General features: G+C 70.0%; 16 protein-coding genes and 1 pseudogene. 9 read left to right on the plus strand and 8 right to left on the minus strand.

Annotated elements, in window-relative coordinates:
* Positions 1-500: 500 nt before the first annotated feature.
* A pseudogene (locus tag ACFU9P_RS34225) lies at positions 501-1,019 on the plus strand (molybdopterin-dependent oxidoreductase); the annotation flags it as partial.
* 116 nt (positions 1,020-1,135) lie between these two features.
* On the opposite strand, the gene ACFU9P_RS34230 reads toward ACFU9P_RS34225, so the two are convergent.
* A complete protein-coding gene (locus tag ACFU9P_RS34230) occupies positions 1,136-1,927 on the minus strand; it encodes an SAM-dependent methyltransferase (RefSeq protein ID WP_376384007.1) in 792 nt (263 codons plus the stop codon).
* Positions 1,928-2,082: 155 nt separating this feature from the next.
* A complete protein-coding gene (locus tag ACFU9P_RS34235) occupies positions 2,083-2,955 on the minus strand; it encodes a helix-turn-helix domain-containing protein (protein WP_376384004.1) in 873 nt (290 codons plus the stop codon).
* Between the two features lie 350 nt (positions 2,956-3,305).
* On the opposite strand from ACFU9P_RS34235, the gene ACFU9P_RS34240 reads away from it, so the two are divergent.
* Positions 3,306-4,181: a glycosyltransferase family 2 protein gene (locus tag ACFU9P_RS34240; protein WP_376384001.1), complete on the plus strand. Its 876-nt coding sequence runs from the start codon at positions 3,306-3,308 to the stop codon at positions 4,179-4,181.
* Between the two features lie 129 nt (positions 4,182-4,310).
* Here ACFU9P_RS34240 and ACFU9P_RS34245 read toward each other — a convergent pair whose 3' ends face one another.
* Positions 4,311-5,555 (minus strand): MFS transporter, encoded by a 1,245-nt coding sequence (locus ACFU9P_RS34245; protein WP_376383999.1) that lies wholly within the window; start codon positions 5,553-5,555, stop codon positions 4,311-4,313.
* A gap of 400 nt (positions 5,556-5,955) precedes the next feature.
* Here ACFU9P_RS34245 and ACFU9P_RS34250 point away from each other — a divergent pair, with 400 nt between their 5' ends.
* Complete coding sequence (locus tag ACFU9P_RS34250) at positions 5,956-6,384, plus strand: hypothetical protein (RefSeq protein WP_384088646.1); 429 nt, start codon at positions 5,956-5,958, stop codon at positions 6,382-6,384.
* Between the two features lie 75 nt (positions 6,385-6,459).
* Here the strand turns inward: ACFU9P_RS34250 and ACFU9P_RS34255 are convergent, their stop codons facing one another.
* Positions 6,460-6,840 (minus strand): winged helix-turn-helix transcriptional regulator, encoded by a 381-nt coding sequence (locus tag ACFU9P_RS34255; protein WP_376383994.1) that lies wholly within the window; start codon positions 6,838-6,840, stop codon positions 6,460-6,462.
* A 111-nt stretch (positions 6,841-6,951) separates the two neighbouring features.
* Here ACFU9P_RS34255 and ACFU9P_RS34260 point away from each other — a divergent pair, with 111 nt between their 5' ends.
* Entirely contained in the window at positions 6,952-7,359 is a 408-nt protein-coding gene (locus tag ACFU9P_RS34260) for a RidA family protein (RefSeq protein ID WP_384088650.1), read from the plus strand.
* 111 nt (positions 7,360-7,470) lie between these two features.
* On the opposite strand, the gene ACFU9P_RS34265 is transcribed toward ACFU9P_RS34260, so the two are convergent.
* The gene (locus ACFU9P_RS34265) at positions 7,471-7,713 is read right to left on the minus strand and encodes a chaplin (protein WP_384088653.1); all 243 of its coding nucleotides are present in this window, start codon (positions 7,711-7,713) and stop codon (positions 7,471-7,473) included.
* 225 nt (positions 7,714-7,938) lie between these two features.
* Here ACFU9P_RS34265 and ACFU9P_RS34270 point away from each other — a divergent pair, with 225 nt between their 5' ends.
* Both ACFU9P_RS34270 and ACFU9P_RS34275 read left to right on the plus strand, forming a co-directional pair.
* Positions 7,939-8,982 carry an ATP-binding cassette domain-containing protein gene (locus ACFU9P_RS34270; RefSeq protein ID WP_384088656.1) on the plus strand — a complete coding sequence of 348 codons (1,044 nt, stop codon included), beginning with the start codon at positions 7,939-7,941 and terminating at the stop codon, positions 8,980-8,982.
* Positions 8,979-9,770 (plus strand): ABC transporter permease, encoded by a 792-nt coding sequence (locus ACFU9P_RS34275; protein WP_376383986.1) that lies wholly within the window; start codon positions 8,979-8,981, stop codon positions 9,768-9,770. The genes ACFU9P_RS34270 and ACFU9P_RS34275 overlap by 4 nt, the downstream gene beginning before the upstream one ends.
* A gap of 55 nt (positions 9,771-9,825) precedes the next feature.
* Here ACFU9P_RS34275 and ACFU9P_RS34280 read toward each other — a convergent pair whose 3' ends face one another.
* Complete coding sequence (locus ACFU9P_RS34280; protein ID WP_384088660.1) at positions 9,826-13,134, minus strand: ATP-binding protein; 3,309 nt, start codon at positions 13,132-13,134, stop codon at positions 9,826-9,828.
* Positions 13,135-13,516: 382 nt separating this feature from the next.
* On the opposite strand from ACFU9P_RS34280, the gene ACFU9P_RS34285 reads away from it, so the two are divergent.
* A complete protein-coding gene (locus tag ACFU9P_RS34285) occupies positions 13,517-14,068 on the plus strand; it encodes a hypothetical protein (RefSeq protein WP_376383981.1) in 552 nt (183 codons plus the stop codon).
* Here ACFU9P_RS34285 and ACFU9P_RS34290 read toward each other — a convergent pair.
* Complete coding sequence (locus ACFU9P_RS34290; RefSeq protein ID WP_376383978.1) at positions 14,046-14,780, minus strand: hypothetical protein; 735 nt, start codon at positions 14,778-14,780, stop codon at positions 14,046-14,048. The two genes, ACFU9P_RS34285 and ACFU9P_RS34290, sit on opposite strands and share 23 nt — an antisense overlap.
* Positions 14,773-15,219: an ATP-binding protein gene (locus ACFU9P_RS34295; protein WP_376383976.1), complete on the minus strand. Its 447-nt coding sequence runs from the start codon at positions 15,217-15,219 to the stop codon at positions 14,773-14,775. Before ACFU9P_RS34295 ends, ACFU9P_RS34290 begins: the two co-directional genes overlap by 8 nt.
* A 128-nt stretch (positions 15,220-15,347) precedes the next feature.
* On the opposite strand from ACFU9P_RS34295, the gene ACFU9P_RS34300 reads away from it, so the two are divergent.
* Both ACFU9P_RS34300 and ACFU9P_RS34305 read left to right on the plus strand, forming a co-directional pair.
* Complete coding sequence (locus ACFU9P_RS34300) at positions 15,348-16,172, plus strand: Scr1 family TA system antitoxin-like transcriptional regulator (protein WP_384088664.1); 825 nt, start codon at positions 15,348-15,350, stop codon at positions 16,170-16,172.
* Positions 16,159-16,362: a DUF397 domain-containing protein gene (locus tag ACFU9P_RS34305; protein WP_384088667.1), complete on the plus strand. Its 204-nt coding sequence runs from the start codon at positions 16,159-16,161 to the stop codon at positions 16,360-16,362. Before ACFU9P_RS34300 ends, ACFU9P_RS34305 begins: the two co-directional genes overlap by 14 nt.
* Positions 16,363-16,369 lie beyond the last annotated feature (7 nt).

Genomic DNA, 16,369 nt, shown 5'->3' on the forward strand with positions numbered 1-16,369 from the left:
GCACAGAAAAGGGGAAGGGGGAAAAGAAAGGATGAAAAAAAAAAAAGGGGCGAAAGGTTGGGGAGGGGGGAAAGACCGGGGGGGGGGGGGGGGAGGGGGGCCCTGTTCGGGGGGAACCCCCCCCCCCCCCCGCTGCGTACGGCTGTACGGCGTGAGGCGCCGGGCGCCATGCCCGTACGGCCTGACCGGCGCACTGCCCGTCCGGGGCCTGGCCCCTTGCCGTACGGCTTGCCCGTGCACCTCCGCCCAGGCCCCTGCCCTTACGGCCCCGGGCGCCATGCCCGTACGGTCGTACGATCCGACGTCCCGCCCGCAGGCCGACGTCCCGCCCGCAGGCTCGCAGCTGGAGCCCGCACCCGAGGACCGCTTCTGCAAGTTGATCTCCGCCTTTTGGCTCGCATCCACAAGCCATATACCCACTCTTAGCTCGCATCCGAGATTCCCCGTCGCGGCGACTGGGCATCACCCCTGGTGGCCATCGCCTCCGGAGGGGGAATCCCATGACCCGGCCCAGCCAGAGCCCCGACCTGAGCCCCAGCCCCAGCTCCAGCGCCAGCCACGTCAGTCGCGTCAGCCCACCGCCGCCCGCCGTCTCCCTGCTGCTCGGGGGCGAGGTCGAGCGGCCCGTGTCGCTGACCGTCGCGGATCTGCGTGAGCGGTGGGAGCAGCACCGCGCCGACGTGGTGTTCCACTGCGCCACCAACGGGCCCCGGCACCACGTCTTCGAGGGCCCGCTGCTGCGCGAGGTGGTCGACGCGGCGAAGCCGGCCTTCGACGCGCGGCGGCGCAAGGACCGTTCGCGCTTCCTGCTCGCGGTGACCGGCGGGGACGGGCACCATACGGTGCTGTCCTGGGCGGAGTTGGACGCCGACTTCGGCAACGTACCGGTCCTGCTCGCGACCGCCATGGACGGGGAGCGGCTGGATACGGCGGGCAGTCAGCTCGTCGTGCCCTCGGACCACTGCGGGGCCCGGTACATCAGCGCGATCACCAACGTCTGGGTCGGCGGCATCGCCGGCGGAAGCAGCAGAGGCAGCCGAGACGGCGGAGGCAGCGGAAGCGACAGACGCGGCGGAAACAGCAGAGGCGGCGGAAGCGGCGGCCACCATGGAGCGCCGCCCGCCGCCGTCACCCCTCAGCCGCCGACCCGCGCCACCCCCACATAGAACGAGCTGAGCGCGTTCTCCGGCGCCGGGGTGTCCTTGTACCAGTTCGGGGCGGTCACCAGCCCCGGTTCCACCATCTCAAGACCCTCGAAGAACCGTTCCACCTCGGCCCGGCTCCGCATCCGCAACGAGATCCCGCCCTTCCCGTACGTATCGTTCACATGGCCCACCAGCTTGTCCGGCTGGAAGTCCGTCGTACCGTGCGAGAACAGGAACAGACTGCCCGCCGGCAGCGCCTCCACCAGCGTGCGCGTGATGCCGTACGGGTCGTCCTCGTCCGGGATGAAGTGCATCAGCGCGATCAGCGACAGCGCGACCGGCCGCGTGAAGTCCAGGATCTGGCGCGCGTGGTCGAGGATCTCGTCCGGCCTGCGCACATCCGCCTGGATGTAGTCGGTGGCGCCCTCTCGCGTGCTGATCAGCAGGGCTTCCGCGTGGCGCAGCACGATCGGGTCGTTGTCGGTGTAGACGATCCGGGACGCAGGAACGATTCCCTGGACGATCTGGTGCAGATTGGGCTCGGTGGGGATGCCCGTACCGATGTCGAGGTACTGGTCGATTCCGGTCCCGGCCACCCAGGCCGCGGCCCGGTGCATGAAGGCGCGGTTCAGCCGGGCGTCCAGCTTGGAGGCGTCGGGGAGCTTCTTGCCTATCTCCTGGTCGACGGTGTAGTTGTCCTTGCCGCCGAGGAGCCAGTCGTACACCCGCGCGGGGTGCGGCTTGCTGGTGTCGACCTGGGGTTTGGGGATGCCTGTCGTCATCGGTGGGACTCCGTAACTCTGTTACCTGGTGGATCGGGGGTACGGGGGGTACGACGGGGGGCGCGAAGGGCACAAGGGGTGCGCGGGGTACGAGGGGTGCGCGGGCTGCGCGGCGATCCGGCGCGCGTACGTGATGAAGTGACGCTGACGCTGCCTCACAGCCCCCACAGCTCCTTGCGGAAGCGGGCCAGAATCTCCTTCGTCCGCCCCGCGGACTCCGCGTGCGCGACCATCCGGTCCATCGCTTCCTTGTGCTCGGACAGTTCGCCGGCGTTGTCGAGATACAGCGCGCCCGTCAGATACTCGATGTAGACGATGTCCGGCACCTCGGGTATCGCGAAGCGGAACAGGACGAACGGGCTGTACGTGCCGGGGTGGTGGCCGGACGCGAACTCGGCTATCTGGATCGTCACATTGGGCAGTTCGGCCATCGCCAGCAAGTGGTCTATCTGGCCCCGCATCACCTCGGAAGAACCGACCGGCCGGTGCAGCACGGTCTCGTCCATGACGACCCAGAACACCGGCGGCGCCTCCGCGCGCGTGAGCAGCTTCTGCCGCTCCATCCGCAGCGCGACACGCCGCTCGACCCGCTCCGGATCGGACCGTCCGACCTCGCCGAACTTCAGCACGTAACGCGCGTAGTCCTCAGTCTGGAGCAATCCCGGAACGAAATGCGGTTCGTAGCACCGGATGGTCTTCGCCGCTCCCTCAAGGCTCACATAGCCGCCGAACCAGTCCGGCAGCACGTCATAGAACCGCTGCCACCAGCCGGGCTTCACGGCTTCCTCGGTGAGCCGGACGAATTCGGCGCGCTCGGCGTCCGGGAGGCCGTACGCGGACAGCAGGATCTCGACGTACGGGATCTTGAGGGCGACCTCGGACATCTCCATGCGCCGAATGGTCGCGGCGGTCACATGCAGCAGTTTGGCGGCCTGGTCACGGGTGAGACCCGCGCGCTCACGGAGGGTCTGCAACTGCCTGCTGAGGACGATCTGTCCGATGGTAGGCGCAGAACGCGGTTCGCTCACACCCCACCACCGAACACCAGCGCCATGCGGGAAGTCTCCCACAGGGGCCGTGTCCAGGACATGGGGGCTTGGGGCGGACGGGCCCTGGACGGGCCTCGCGGTTACGGGAGTTACGAGGCGGCCGTGCGCCGCATATACCACACCAAAGCAGTCGAAACCTCACTCCATTCGGAGGCAAAGGTGAACTAACGACATCGCACGGGATACCTTGCAGTGGCCGCCGGATGTCCATCGACGGCTAGCATCGAGTTCCGCCGTACCGCTGTGCCCGCTGTTCCGCCCCACTTCTGTGTCCGCCGTACCGCTTGTCCGCTGTTTCCGCCGTCAACCGAGAGCTGGGTGATCCGGACGTGTCCCGACCGCGTGTGGGTGTGGCCGTGCTGACCATGGGAACCCGGCCCCTGGAGCTGCGGGCCCTGCTCGATTCCGTGGCCAAGCAGCGCGAGCCCGCCACGCGGATCGTGGTCGTCGGCAACGGCGCGCCGCTCCCCGAGCTGCCCGACGGGGTCATCGGGGTCGAGCTGGAGCGGAATCTCGGGGTGTCCGGCGGGCGCAATGTCGCCCTGCGCGAGCTGCGCGCGGCCGGGGACGTCGACGTACTGGTGGACCTGGACGACGACGGCCTGCTGATCGAGGCCGATGTGATCTCACGGGTCGCCGATCTGTACGAGGCGGACGAGCGGCTCGGCATCGTCAGCTTCCGGATCGCGGACGAGACCGGTTTCACGGCGCGGCGGCATGTGCCGCGGCTGCGGGTGGACGATCCGATGCGGGGCGGCGAGGTGACCACGTTCCTGGGCGGGGGTCACGCGCTGTCCATGCGGATGCTGGACGAGATCGGCGGCTGGCCGGATCAGTTCTTTTTCACACACGAAGAGACCGATCTGGCGTGGCGGGCGCTGGACGCGGGCTGGACAATCCGGTACGAACCGGAACTGGTCCTCCAGCACCCGCGCACCTCGCCCGCCCGGCACGCGGAGTTCTACCGGATGACCGCCCGCAACCGCGTCTGGCTCGCCCGCCGCCATCTCCCGGCCCCGCTGGTCCCGGTCTATCTGGGCAACTGGATCCTGCTGACGGTGGCCCGTACCCGCTCGGCGAGCGGCCTGCGGGCGTGGTTCGGCGGCTTCTACGAGGGAATCCGCACGGCCTGCGGCACCCGCCGCCCGATCCGCTGGCGGACGGTGGGCCGGATGACGGCACTGGGACGCCCGCCGGTGATCTGAGCGGGCGGCCCCTGGCGGTACGGGCGGGCCGGCCGTACGGTCCGGCGCGGACGGTACGCCGCCTACCGTCATACGCACATCCCCCGTAGCGCAGCGATGTGTCGTTCCCCGGGTGCTAATCCAGTTCTGCTAATCCAGTTCGCGTTCCCGTGTCTCGGGGAGTGCGCGGACGCACAGCAGTGAGACCAAGGCCATCGCGCTGATGTACCAGCCCACCGACGCCGAGCCGAAGGCGGACTGGAGGCGCGGCACGACCAGGGGGGAGACCGCCCCGCCGAGGACACCGCCGAGGTTGTACGAGAGGGACGCGCCCGAGTAGCGGACGCGCGCCGGGAACAGTTCCGGCATGTACGCGCCCATCGGGCCGGACGTCACGCCCACGCAGAACACCGCGCCGCCCATGGCCACCGCCATCACCACCGGCTGTCCGGTGTCGAGCAGCGGGAACAGCAACAGGCCCCAGACCACGGCCAGTCCGCACCCCATCAGAACCAGTTTCCGCCGGCCTGCCGTGTCGGAGCGGGTGGCGGAGAGCCAGATGGCGGCGGCGAGGAAGACGCAGGCGACCAGGGACAGCGCCAGCATCGTGTTGCGGGGCATGCCCAGGACTGTCGTGGTGTACGACAAGCCGTAGGTCATCGACGAGTAGAAGAGCGTGTAGACGATGGCCATCGCGCCCGCGCCGAGCAGGAGTTCGCGTGGGTGGCGCCGGAGGAGTTCGGCCATGGGTGCCTTGCTCACCGTCCGCTGTGCCACGGACCGTTCGAAGACCGGGGTCTCGCTGATCTTCAGCCGTACGACCAGTCCGACGGCGACCAGCAGGAAGGACAGCAGGAACGGAACGCGCCATCCCCAGCTCGCGAAGGCGGCCTCGTCGAGCGACGCGGACATCAGCCAGAAGACACCGGTGGCGGCGGAGAAGCCCACGGGCGGGCCGAGTTGGGGGAACGCCGCGTACAGCCCGCGCCGCCCCCGGGGCGCGTGCTCCACGGCGAGCAGCACCGCACCGCCCCACTCGCCGCCGATCCCGATCCCCTGGAGGAAGCGGAGCAGCACAAGCAGCGCCGGCGCCCAGCTCCCCAGGGTCGCGTAGCCGGGCAGCAGCCCCACCATCACCGTGGACAGCCCCATCAGCAGCAGCGAGGCGACCAGGACGGACTTGCGGCCGACGCGGTCGCCGAAGTGCCCGAAGACGACCGACCCGATCGGGCGGGCGAGGAAGGCGACCGCGTACGTGGAGAACGACGCGAGCGTGGAGTTGAGGGGGGAGAGGTTCGGGAAGAAAACGTCGTCGAGGACGAGCGCCGCGGCCATGCCGTAGATGAAGAAGTCGTACAGCTCGATGGTGTTGCCGATAAAACTGGCGACGGCCACCCGGCGCGGGCTCTCCCGCTTTTCCGGCCCGTCGGCGGTGGGTCTTGCGGGAGTGTGCGCGGGTGCCGGTGCGGGGGATAGAGGACTGGTCACTCTCGATCGTGCGCGTGGGTTCACCACAGAATGTGCAGCCTTTCGATTCCTTCACCCAAAGCAACAGTTCATTTACAGAGAGTAATTCCGCACACAGCGCCGCCTATGCGGCCGCCCCCCAAACGAGTGACCGCGAGGCCCTGGCGGATCCACGCCAGCGATACGACCAACCCCAGCACGCACCCCGTTGGGCGCGGCGTTGACGTGCACAGCATCCCGTTCATGGTGATTTGTGCCGAACGCACACCTTCGGGACGACGGGAGCGCGGGCGTGGTGGGGACACTAGGTGGCGAGGGGAGGGTGACTGTGGTGCGGTTGTTGCAGCGGTGGCCCGGGCGGTATGGGGTGGTCGCCTATACGACCAGCGGGGTGTACGGGGAGACCGCGCTCGTCGGGTATGTGTCTGTGCCCGGCGTTCCTGACCTCAGCCTTATGGATGTCGCCGCGCGGCATCAGCCCGTGTTGATGTACGGGTCGACCGGGGCCGAAGGGTTCGCCGAGGCGTGCTGGTTGATCTCCGTGGGGTGGAGTGCCCGGACCGTACCCAAGCCCGGGACGCTTGAACTCCCGCATGCCGCCTGGGCGATGGAGGTCGAGCGGACCGTCGAACTCGGCGGTGTCATGTACGGCCACACCCGTCTCCACGTCGGCCGCTTCACCCTCACCGACCCCGCCGACCAGGCCGCCGCCCGCGCCCTCCTGAACCCGGACCCCGGACCGGACCCGCCCCGCTGAGACGCCCTCGCCGACCACAGCCGGGCCGGCCCCGACCCCGGGCCCGCCCCCGGACCCCGACCCGGCGACGCGGGCTCACGCGTCGAAGCGGCGGCGGGAGTCCTCGATGTGGCCCAGATAACGGTGCGTCCAGTCGCACATCGTGTCGACCGTCTTGCGCAGCGCCCGGCCCGGCTCCGTGAGGGTGTACTCGACCCGCGGCGGCACGGTGGGGTGCACGTCCCGCTCGACCAGGCCGTACCGCTCCAGCATGCGCAGGTTCTGGGTGAGCATCTTGTGGCTGATGCCCTCGACCTCGTTCCGCAACTCGCCGAAGCGCAGCGTGCGTTCACCCACGGCCTCGATGATCAGAAGCGCCCACTTGTTGGCGACGTCCGAGAAGATCTCCCGGGCCAAGGAGTCCGCGCGCCTCAGGTTCGCTTCGTCGGGCAAGCCCTCGTACTGCTTGGTCACCATTGGGTTCCCCAGTCACCGAAAAGTGCATTCTTCCACGTCAGCAGCCACTCTCCTACAGTTCCCAAGTACCCACAAGAGACTACGGAGTCTCATGACAAGGAGCCCGTCAGCATGGCCATCACCCTCATGAACCCCAGCGGACTGCCGGAGATCGATGCCTACCGGCAGGTGTCGATCGCGACCGGCTCGAAACTGGTCTTCATCGCCGGACAGGTCGCCTGGGATGCCCAGGGGGTCACGGTCGGCCACGGCGATCTCGCCGCCCAGGTCGAGCAGTGCTACCTCAACATCGGCACCGCCCTGGCCGGGGCCGGTGCCTCCTTCGGCGACGTGGCGAAACTGACCGTGTACGTCGTCGACTGGACCCCCGACAAGCTGCCCCTGTTCATGGAGGGGGTCGCTCGGGCGGCCGCGAAGCTGGGGGTCACGCCCGTACCGCCGGGCACGCTGCTGGGCGTCGCGGCGCTGGACGTGCCCGAGCATCTGGTCGAGGTCGAAGCCACGGCGGTCGTCGACTGAACAACACGGGCACCGGCCCGGTCCCCCCGCCTCACGCGAGGGCCGGCCCCGGTGCGGATTGCCGGGGCCGGCCCTTGTGGCTCAGTGGCTCAGTGGCTCAGCGGTCGGTCTTCAGCCGGCGTTGATGCACTTGTTGGCCGCTGCCGGGTTGAGGAGCGCGAGGATGTCAACGGTGTTGCCGCACAGGTTGATCGGGACATGGACCGGGACCTGGATGACATTTCCCGAAAGGACGCCAGGCGACCCCTTCGCGATGGCTTCGGCTTCCGCGTCGGCGAATGCGGGGCCGCCTCCGGCGGCAAGAATGCTCCCGGCGATCGCGATCACGACGCCGGCCCTCTTCAGCTTCTTCACTTCGCGCTCCTCATCGGACGTCACCGTGGCCAACCCACAGCTACGTCCGGAGATGTACCTCTCATCGTACCGGTGACGCTCCGTAGCGGATATTTTCACCTGTTCGGGTGCCGATGACCCGGCATACCGCCCAGATCCCCTCTTCCTCCTCCCTCCCGCCCGGTTCCAGCGCGCTGAAACCATCGTGAAACCGCGCTGAACGCGCCCTGCCGCAATCTCCACGGCATGACAACAACGACATCGCCCTCACTCGCCATCGCGGCCAAGGGGCTGCGCAAGGCCTACGGGGACAAGACCGTCCTCGACGGCATCGACCTGGCCGTGCCGGCCGGCACCGTCTTCTCCCTGCTCGGGCCGAACGGCGCCGGCAAGACCACCGCCGTCAAGATCCTCTCCACCCTCATCACCGCCGACGCCGGCGAACTGCACGTCGGCGGCCACGACCTGGCCGCCGACCCACAGGCCGTACGGGCCGCGATCGGCGTCACCGGGCAGTTCTCCGCCGTCGACGGCCTGATCACCGGCGAGGAGAACATGCTCCTCATGGCGGACCTGCACCATCTGTCCAGGCACGAGGGCCGCCGTACCGCCGCCGAACTGCTGGAGCGCTTCGACCTCACCGAGGCCGCGAAGAAGCCCGCCTCCACCTACTCCGGCGGCATGAAGCGCCGTCTCGACCTCGCCATGACGCTGGTCGGCAACCCGCGGATCATCTTCCTCGACGAGCCGACCACCGGCCTCGACCCGCGCAGCCGCCACAACATGTGGGGGATCATCCGCGAGCTGGTCTCCGACGGCGTCACCGTCTTCCTCACCACCCAGTACCTGGAGGAGGCCGACGAACTCGCCGACCGCATCGCCGTGCTCAACAACGGCGGGATCGCCGCCCAGGGCACGGCCGACGAGCTGAAGCGGCTCATCCCGGGCGGACACGTGCGGCTCCGCTTCACCGACCCGGACGCGTACCGGTCCGCCGCCGTCGCCCTGCGCGAGGTCACCCGGGACGACGAGGCGCTGTCGCTCCAGATCCCCAGCGACGGCAGCCAGCGCGAGCTGCGCTCCATCCTCGACTGGCTGGACTCGGCCGGCATCGAGGCGGACGAGCTGACCGTACACACCCCCGACCTCGACGACGTGTTCTTCGCCCTGACCGGCGGCAACAAGACCGGCGGCCCCAACCTCCCCAGCAACGCCCCCAGCAACGCCCCCGGCCACGCCGCCGCCCACGCCACCGACGACCCCAACCAGCCCAGGAAGGCTGTCCGATGAGCGCCCTCTCCCTCGCCGTACGCGACTCGAACACGATGCTGCGCCGCAACCTGCTGCACGCACAGCGCTACCCGTCCATGACCCTGAACCTGCTGCTCACGCCGATCATGCTGCTGCTGCTCTTCGTCTACATCTTCGGCGACGTGATGAGCGCGGGCATCGGCGGCGACGGCGCCGACCGCTCCGACTACATCGCCTATATCGTCCCGGGCCTGCTGATGATGACCATCGGCTCCACCGTGATCGGGGCCGCGGTGTCCGTCTCCATGGACATGACGGAGGGCCTCATCGCCCGCTTCCGCACCATGGCGGTCTACCGCGGGTCGGTGCTCATCGGACACGTCGTCGGCAGCGTGCTGCAAGTACTCGCCAGCCTGGTCCTCGTCGGTGCCGTCGCCGTGGCCATCGGCTTCCGCTCCACGGACGCCACGGCCCTGGAGTGGCTGGCGGCGTTCGGGCTGCTGACCCTGTTCACCCTGGCGCTCACCTGGATCGCGGTCGGGATGGGCATGGCCAGCCCGAACCCCGAGGCGGCCAGCAACATGGCCATGCCGCTGATCCTCCTCCCGCTCATCTCCAGCGCCTTCATCCCGGCCGACACGATGCCGGGCTGGTTCCAGCCCATCGCCGAGTACCAGCCCTTCACCCCCGCCATCGAAACCCTGCGCGGCCTGCTGCTCGGCACCGAGATCGGCAACAACGGGTGGATCGCGATCGCCTGGTGCGTCGGTCTGACCGCGCTCGGCTACCGCTGGTCGACGTCGCTGTTCAACCGCGACCCGGAGTAGGCGACTCGAAGCAGTTGTTCAACCGCGACGCGAAGTGAGCCACCTGAAGTAAGCGTCAACCGCGATCCGAAGCAACCGCCATGACAGCGCGGGCCGCCTCCCGCAGCTCGTCCCGCTCCAGGGCGGCGTACCCCGACACCGCGTCGGCGTACGCCGCCCGGACAGCTGGCTCGGTGGCCCCAACAGCCTGCCGGGCGCGGTCCGCCGACATCGTCGGCTGGAACTCGCGCATCACCCCCAGCCGTTCGGCCAGCGCGATCATCCGTACGGCACCACTGTCGCCGGACGCGAGCCCCGCCATGCCGAGGGCGTGCAGCACCGTCCCGAACAAAGGGAGTTCCGAGGGCGAGCCGGCCGGATCGGAGAGCAGCGTCCGCAGCCGCTCCCGCAGCCGTTCGACCACCTCCGCGACCGGCCCGAGCCGGCCGGCGTGCGCGTGCGCCGTCACCGCCACCGACTGGATCAGGAACGCCCACGGGTCGAGCCACGCGTCGCCGCCGCGCGTCGAGCCGACCGCGAGCATGCGGTCCACGGCGCCGCGCCACAGGCCGAGCCCCACCTCCGTCAGTCCGCGGGCGAGCGCGATCTCGGCGCGCCCGCCGAGATCGGACCGGAAGAAGTCGTCCTGCCGCGGGAGGTTCTCGCTCTCCGTCTGCCGCAGCCAGTACTCGGCCTCGTCGGGGTCGCCGCGCTGGAGGCAGGCGAGGACGAGGGACGAGCGGATGAAGATGTAGTCGCGCCCGTCGTTGAGCCGCGGCAGCACCTTGAGCACCGTCTTGAGATGCCCGTACGCTTCCTCGCCCCGCCCCGTCCGCAAGTACAGCTCGCTCAGCCGGGAATGCCCCATGAGCTGCATGGACGGATTGTCGGCCGGGGCCAGTTCGGAGATCATCCGGCGGGCCGAGACGAGCGCGCGGTCGAGGTCGTGCTCGTACTCCCACATGTAGGTGGCGATGGACTCGGCCATGCCGGCGACCAGCGGCTGCTCGCTGTCGCAGAGCCCCCGCAGCACGGCGTAGTCGGGAGGCAGCATCTCGGGGACCGCGCTCAGCACCACCGCGGCGGCCCGCAGCAGCGTGTCCGGCGGGGCCGGGGGCAGCCGCCGGAGGGTGACGAGCTGCCGTACGGCACGCGGGCCGGGGCCCATGAGCAGGGCCGCCGTGCACGACACCGCGGCGGCGCGGGCGACTTCGACGTATTCGGGCTCGGGGTAGTAGTGCGACAGCGCCGGGCCGGTGTCGGCGGCGAGGGCGGCGAGGCGGGGGTAGTTGGAGTCGGTGGACCACAAAGCGGCGAGCACGGCGGTGAGGGCGGCGATGGCGGAGCCGTCCGTACGAGCCGGGACGCTACGGGCTGGGGCGGTACGGGCCGAGGCGTCGCGCCCCAAGGCGCCACGAACCAGGGCGTCACGGGCCGACGCGTCACGGGCCGACGCGTCACGGGCCGACGCGTCACGGGCCGACGCGTCAGCGTTACGGGCCAAGGCGTTACGAGCCAGCGCGTGCCGCAGCGCCAGTACGAGGTTGTCCTGCTCTGCCTTGATCCGCTCCCAGGCTGCCGCAGGCTCCGAGCCGAGGAGCACGTCGTGGTGCGCGACCCCGAAGTCCCGTGCCCAGGCGACGAATCGGCCGACGGCCTCCTCGTCCTCGCCCGCCTCCGCACGCCGGGCCGCGCTGAACTCCCGTACGGTCTCCAGCATCCGGAACCGCACGCCCGCCGACGTGTCGGCGACGGTGAGCAGTGACTGACCGGCCAACTGCTCCAGCAGAAGCAGCGCGTCCTCGCCGAGGACGTGCTCCGCCGCTTCGCCCGAGAAGCCCCCGGGGAAGACGGACAGCGTGCGCAGCGCCGCCCGGGCGTCCTCCGCGAGCAGATTCCAGCTCCACTCCACGACCGCGTGCAGTGTGCGGTGCCGCTCCGGTACGTCCCGGGCCCCGCCGCGCAGCAGCGCGAACCGGTCGCCGAGGCGGCGCGCGATCTCCGGCACCGACAGCACCCGCACCCGCGCCGCGGCCAGTTCCACGGCGAGCGGCAGCCCGTCGAGATGCCGGCACAGCCCGGCCACAGCGTCCGGCGGCAGCTCCACACCGGTCCTGGCGGCCCGGGCCCGCTGCGTGAACAGCTCGACGGAGGTGCCGAGGCCCAGCTCCGGCAGCGCGTACACCGCCTCCGACGTCAGGCCCAGCGGGGCCCGGCTGGTGGCGAGCACCCGCAGGTCCTTCGAGGACGAGACCAGGGCCTGTACGAGGGCAGCGGCACCGGCGATGACCTGCTCGCAGTTGTCCAGGACCAGCAGCGCGGGCCCGGAGCCGAGCACACCGAGGATGCCGGGCACGCGGTCGGCCGACGCGTGGCTCATGGCACCGGGCCGCCCCTCGCCCGCGCCGAGCACGGAAGCCACCTCCGCGGCCACGTCCTCGTCCGCCGTGACCCCCGCGAGCGGCACGAAATACACCACGCGCTGCTCGGCCCGGCGGCTGACGGCGTGCGCGAGCCGCGTCTTGCCGAGGCCGCCAGGACCGACGACGGTGACGGCGCGCGAGGAGCGCAGCAGCCGCTCCACCGCCGCGATGTCCTCGTCCCGGCCGAGCAGCGGGTTCGGCTCATGCGGCACACCGTGCCTGACCACGGGCGACTCGCCGCGCAGCAGCTCCTGCTGTACGGCCTTGAGCCCGGCGCCCGGATCCGTACCGAGCGTCTCGCGCAGCTCACGGCGGTACGCCTCGTACCGCGTCAGCGCGGCGGACGGGCCCGCCGTCGCCGCCTCGCCGCGCAGCAGTTCGGCGAGCACCTCCTCGTCGCGCGGATACTCCGACGCGGCCACGGCCAGCGGCCCGGCCGCCTCCGCGTGCCGCCCCAGCTTGGCGAGCGCGAGCGCCCGCGCGCGTACGAGCGTGCCGCGGACGGGGGCGCGCCCGGCGCGCAACGCGGCCACGGGGTCACCGGTCCCGCCGCTGTCGCCGGCCCCGTCCGGGGTGCCCTCCCACAGCGCCAGCCCGGCCTCGGCCGCGGCCAGCGATCCCGCGTGGTCCCCGGCCCTGGCCCGGTCCGCGCTCGCGGCGGCGTACAGCAGCAGGGCGGAGCTGTCGACCTGGTCCTCGGCGAGTGCGAGCCGGTATCCGGTCGGCGTGCTCGCTATGACGTCGGCGCCCAGTTGCGTCCGGGCCCTGGACACGAGGACCTGGAGCGCCTTCCCCGGCCGCTCCGGCAGCTCGTCCGGCCACAGCCCCGCCACCAGCCGCTCGGTGCTGCACCCCGTACGCAGATCCCCCGCGAGCAGTGCGAGAAGACCGCGGAGCCGGGGCGCGGTGACCTCCTGTCCGCGATGGGCGACACGCGGCAGCAGGGTCAGGTCGGTGGTCACCCGTGCAGAGTAGCCAAGGCCGGTCTGCCGGAGTTCCCGCTGGGAGGGTGACGCCCCGTAGCGGCATTCGTACGGACCGCTCGGCCTGGCGGCGCGGCGGCCCGGCGGCCCGGCTCGCGAACGTACGGGCCAGTCGCCGCGGCGGTCGGGCGGTCCGGCGGTCCGGCTTACGGACGTACGGCCAGGCGCGCATGCGTACGGCCAGGCGCATACGGGGGAGCGATTCGCCTGGCGGCCCTCCCGGCGACACCGCCCGGTGCCGATTGTCACGGGCTGACGACGGCGCTGTCATCAGTCCCCGACTCCCCTTCTCCCCCGGCTGCCGCCGAGGCCACAGTGGTGATCACCACCAACCACCGCAGCTACCAGGAGCGTTGACATCATGGCTCGTACCTACCGCCGCAAGACCGCTCTCGCCGCCCTCTCCCTTCTCGCGGCCACCACGCTCCTGACGGCCTGTCAGCAGGGCACCTCCGACAGCGCCGCCGCCTCGTCCGCGCCCTCGGCCCCGGCTGCCGCCGACCCCGTCCCCGCCGGCGCCGAGGCCGACGCCGACGCCACGGATGCCCCGGACGCGGCCCCCGCCACCGACAGCCCCGCCGAGGGCACCGGAAGCCCGGCCGAGGTTCCCGCCGCCGCCGACGGCGCTCAGGCCAACGGCAAGGGCAAGGGTGTCAGCGGGACCTGGTTCGGCAATGTGAGCTATCTGGCGCCCAGCAAGTACACCGTCAGCGACATGAAGGGGGCCGAGCAGATCTTCTTCGTCGCCGTGGACACCGACATCGTGGGCACCGGCGACATATGCGGTGTCGAGAACAGCAAAGTCGACGCCCCTTGCACAGAAGCCGAGTTGGAGACGGCGGCCAAGGCCGGAGTGTCCGCAGAGGTCACCATCAAGGACGGCGTGGCCGTCAGGATCGTCGACGACCACTGAGACGCTCGTCCCGGCGTCCCCCGAACACCCTCTGCCGCGCCTCCGCGCGCTTGAGGTACGAAGCGTGTTCCGCGTCCAGGTCCACGATCGTGAACTCCTGGAGTTCCATGATGAGTTGGCCCGCGAGCACCCAGGGGAGCCGTCGGCTCTCGAAGGCCACGCCGCCCGCGTCGTACGCCACCGGGACCAGCCCGCCCGGCCGGTACAGCGCTCCGTGCACCCCCGCCACCACGAACGTCCGCACCCGCAGGGCGACATACCGTTTGCGTAAGTGCGGACACGCCCCCACCGAGGTGACCGCGCAGGGCACACACAGCGGCGGGTGCGTGGTGACGAAGCCGGGCTTGTGCAGCTCCGGGTAGTCCGCGTCCTCGCCAACCACCCACAAAGTGCCGTCGTCGGTACGGTCCGACGGCTCGCCGCAGATCTGGCACAGCAGTTTCCGCATGGCCCGGCGCTGCCGCAGGAAGTGCACGTTCCCGAACTCCGGGCGCCCCTTGCCCGGGCTGATGCCGACCCGTTTCCACAGCACGCCCAGGTCGTCACGCTCGTACGGACCCTCGTCGGCGTACGCGATGCCGCCGCCCCGGACGATCAGCGTGCCCTGCGGCCGGTGCTCCGAGGACCAGCACGCGATGTACGGGACGATGTCCGGCCGCCGTACCGCACCCAGCGGAGGCCGCTCACCCCCCGACGCCGGCACATCAGCCACGCCCCGACCCCCCGCCCGCCATGCCCCGGAGCGACAACGAGGCCCACACCATCTTCCCCGGCCCACCCCGATCGGCCACACCCCACTCGTCCGCCAATGCGTCCACGAGCAGGAGCCCGCGCCCGTCCGGCGCCTCGGGGTCGGGGGTACGCGGCTGCGGCCGGTCCGGACAACCGTCGTGCACCTCGATCCGCAGAGCGCCCGAACTGCGGAAATAGCGCGTCTCGATGATCTCCTCCGGCGTCACCTTGGCGTGAAGACCGGCATTGCTGAGCAGCTCGGACACGATCAGGACCGCCGCATCCTCCAGCTCCGACAGCCCCCAATCGGCCAGCGCCTTACGCAACTCCATCCGCGCCAGCGCCACGCACCTCGGGTGACTGCTCCACCGCAGCACAACGCTGTGGTCGGTTTGGTCCGGCCTGCGGTTCCCGCACATGTCACACGCCCTCCATCTGCCCTTGCTCGCTTTCTGTGACGAACACCTCACAGAGTGATAGGAGTCGGGCTATGGTGGCCAGTAGTAGGGGGTTGACAACACCCGCTTCAGATGTAGGAGTTGATGGCATGGCCCAGGCCAGGAAACCGCGCACTCTTCGACAGAAGTACGGCGAGGAGTTGAAGCTCCGTCGCATAGCGGCGGGGATGACTCAGGAGAAGTTGGGCGAGATCGTGGTCTGCTCGCCTACTCTGATCAGCCACTTCGAGGCGGGCCGCCGCCTCCCCAACCCACATGACGCGAAGCGCATCGACGCCGCGCTGGGTACGGATGGCTTCTTCACCCGCTGGCTGAAGGACCTGGAAGGCAGGTACGCGGATCACTTCGCGGCCGTAGCGGAGTTGGAGCGGCAGGCGACGGAAATCCGTCAGTACGGCTCCTCACTGATCCCCGGCTTGCTTCAGACCAAGGCGTACGCGCGGGCGGTGTTCAGTTCGTTCAGCCCGAACCATACGGCCGAAGAACTTGATCAGAAGGTCGTCGTCCGCATCGAGCGGGCCAAGCTCTTTGACGGCCCGTTGGCGCCCGTAGTGTGGACCCTGCTGGACGAGGCGTGCCTCCGGCGGAAGGTCGGCGGCGCGCAAGTCATGGCCGAGCAGCTTCACAAGGTTGCAGGCATGGCAGAAGTGGGACGAATGCGGCTGCACATCCTGCCGTTCGAGGCGGGAGAGCACGCTCTGCAAGCTGGGTCGGTCTACCTGATGGGCTTCGAAGACGCTCCGCCGTTGGCCTACTCCGAGGGGTACTACACGGGGGCCCTGATGGACGATCCAGCCATCGTGAGCAAGTACCAGGAGTCCTACAGTCTGGCGCTGAGCGAGGCACTGCCTCGCAAAGAGTCACTGGACCTGATCAGGGCCATAGCGAAGGAGTACGAAGATGAGCAGCAGTGAGCGCTTCATCGGCTGGCGTAAGTCAAGCTACAGCTCGAATGAGCAGGGCGAGTGCCTCGAAGTGGCCGATGGATACGCGAACATCCCTGTCCGGGACTCCAAGAACCCCGCCGGTCCCGCCCTGCTCTTCCAGACCAACGACTGGTCGACGTTCATCACGGCCATCAAGGACACCAGCCTGACCGCCTGAAACCGGA

This window comes from Streptomyces sp. NPDC057617 (genome assembly GCF_042800555.1).
GTDB lineage: Bacteria > Actinomycetota > Actinomycetes > Streptomycetales > Streptomycetaceae > Streptomyces.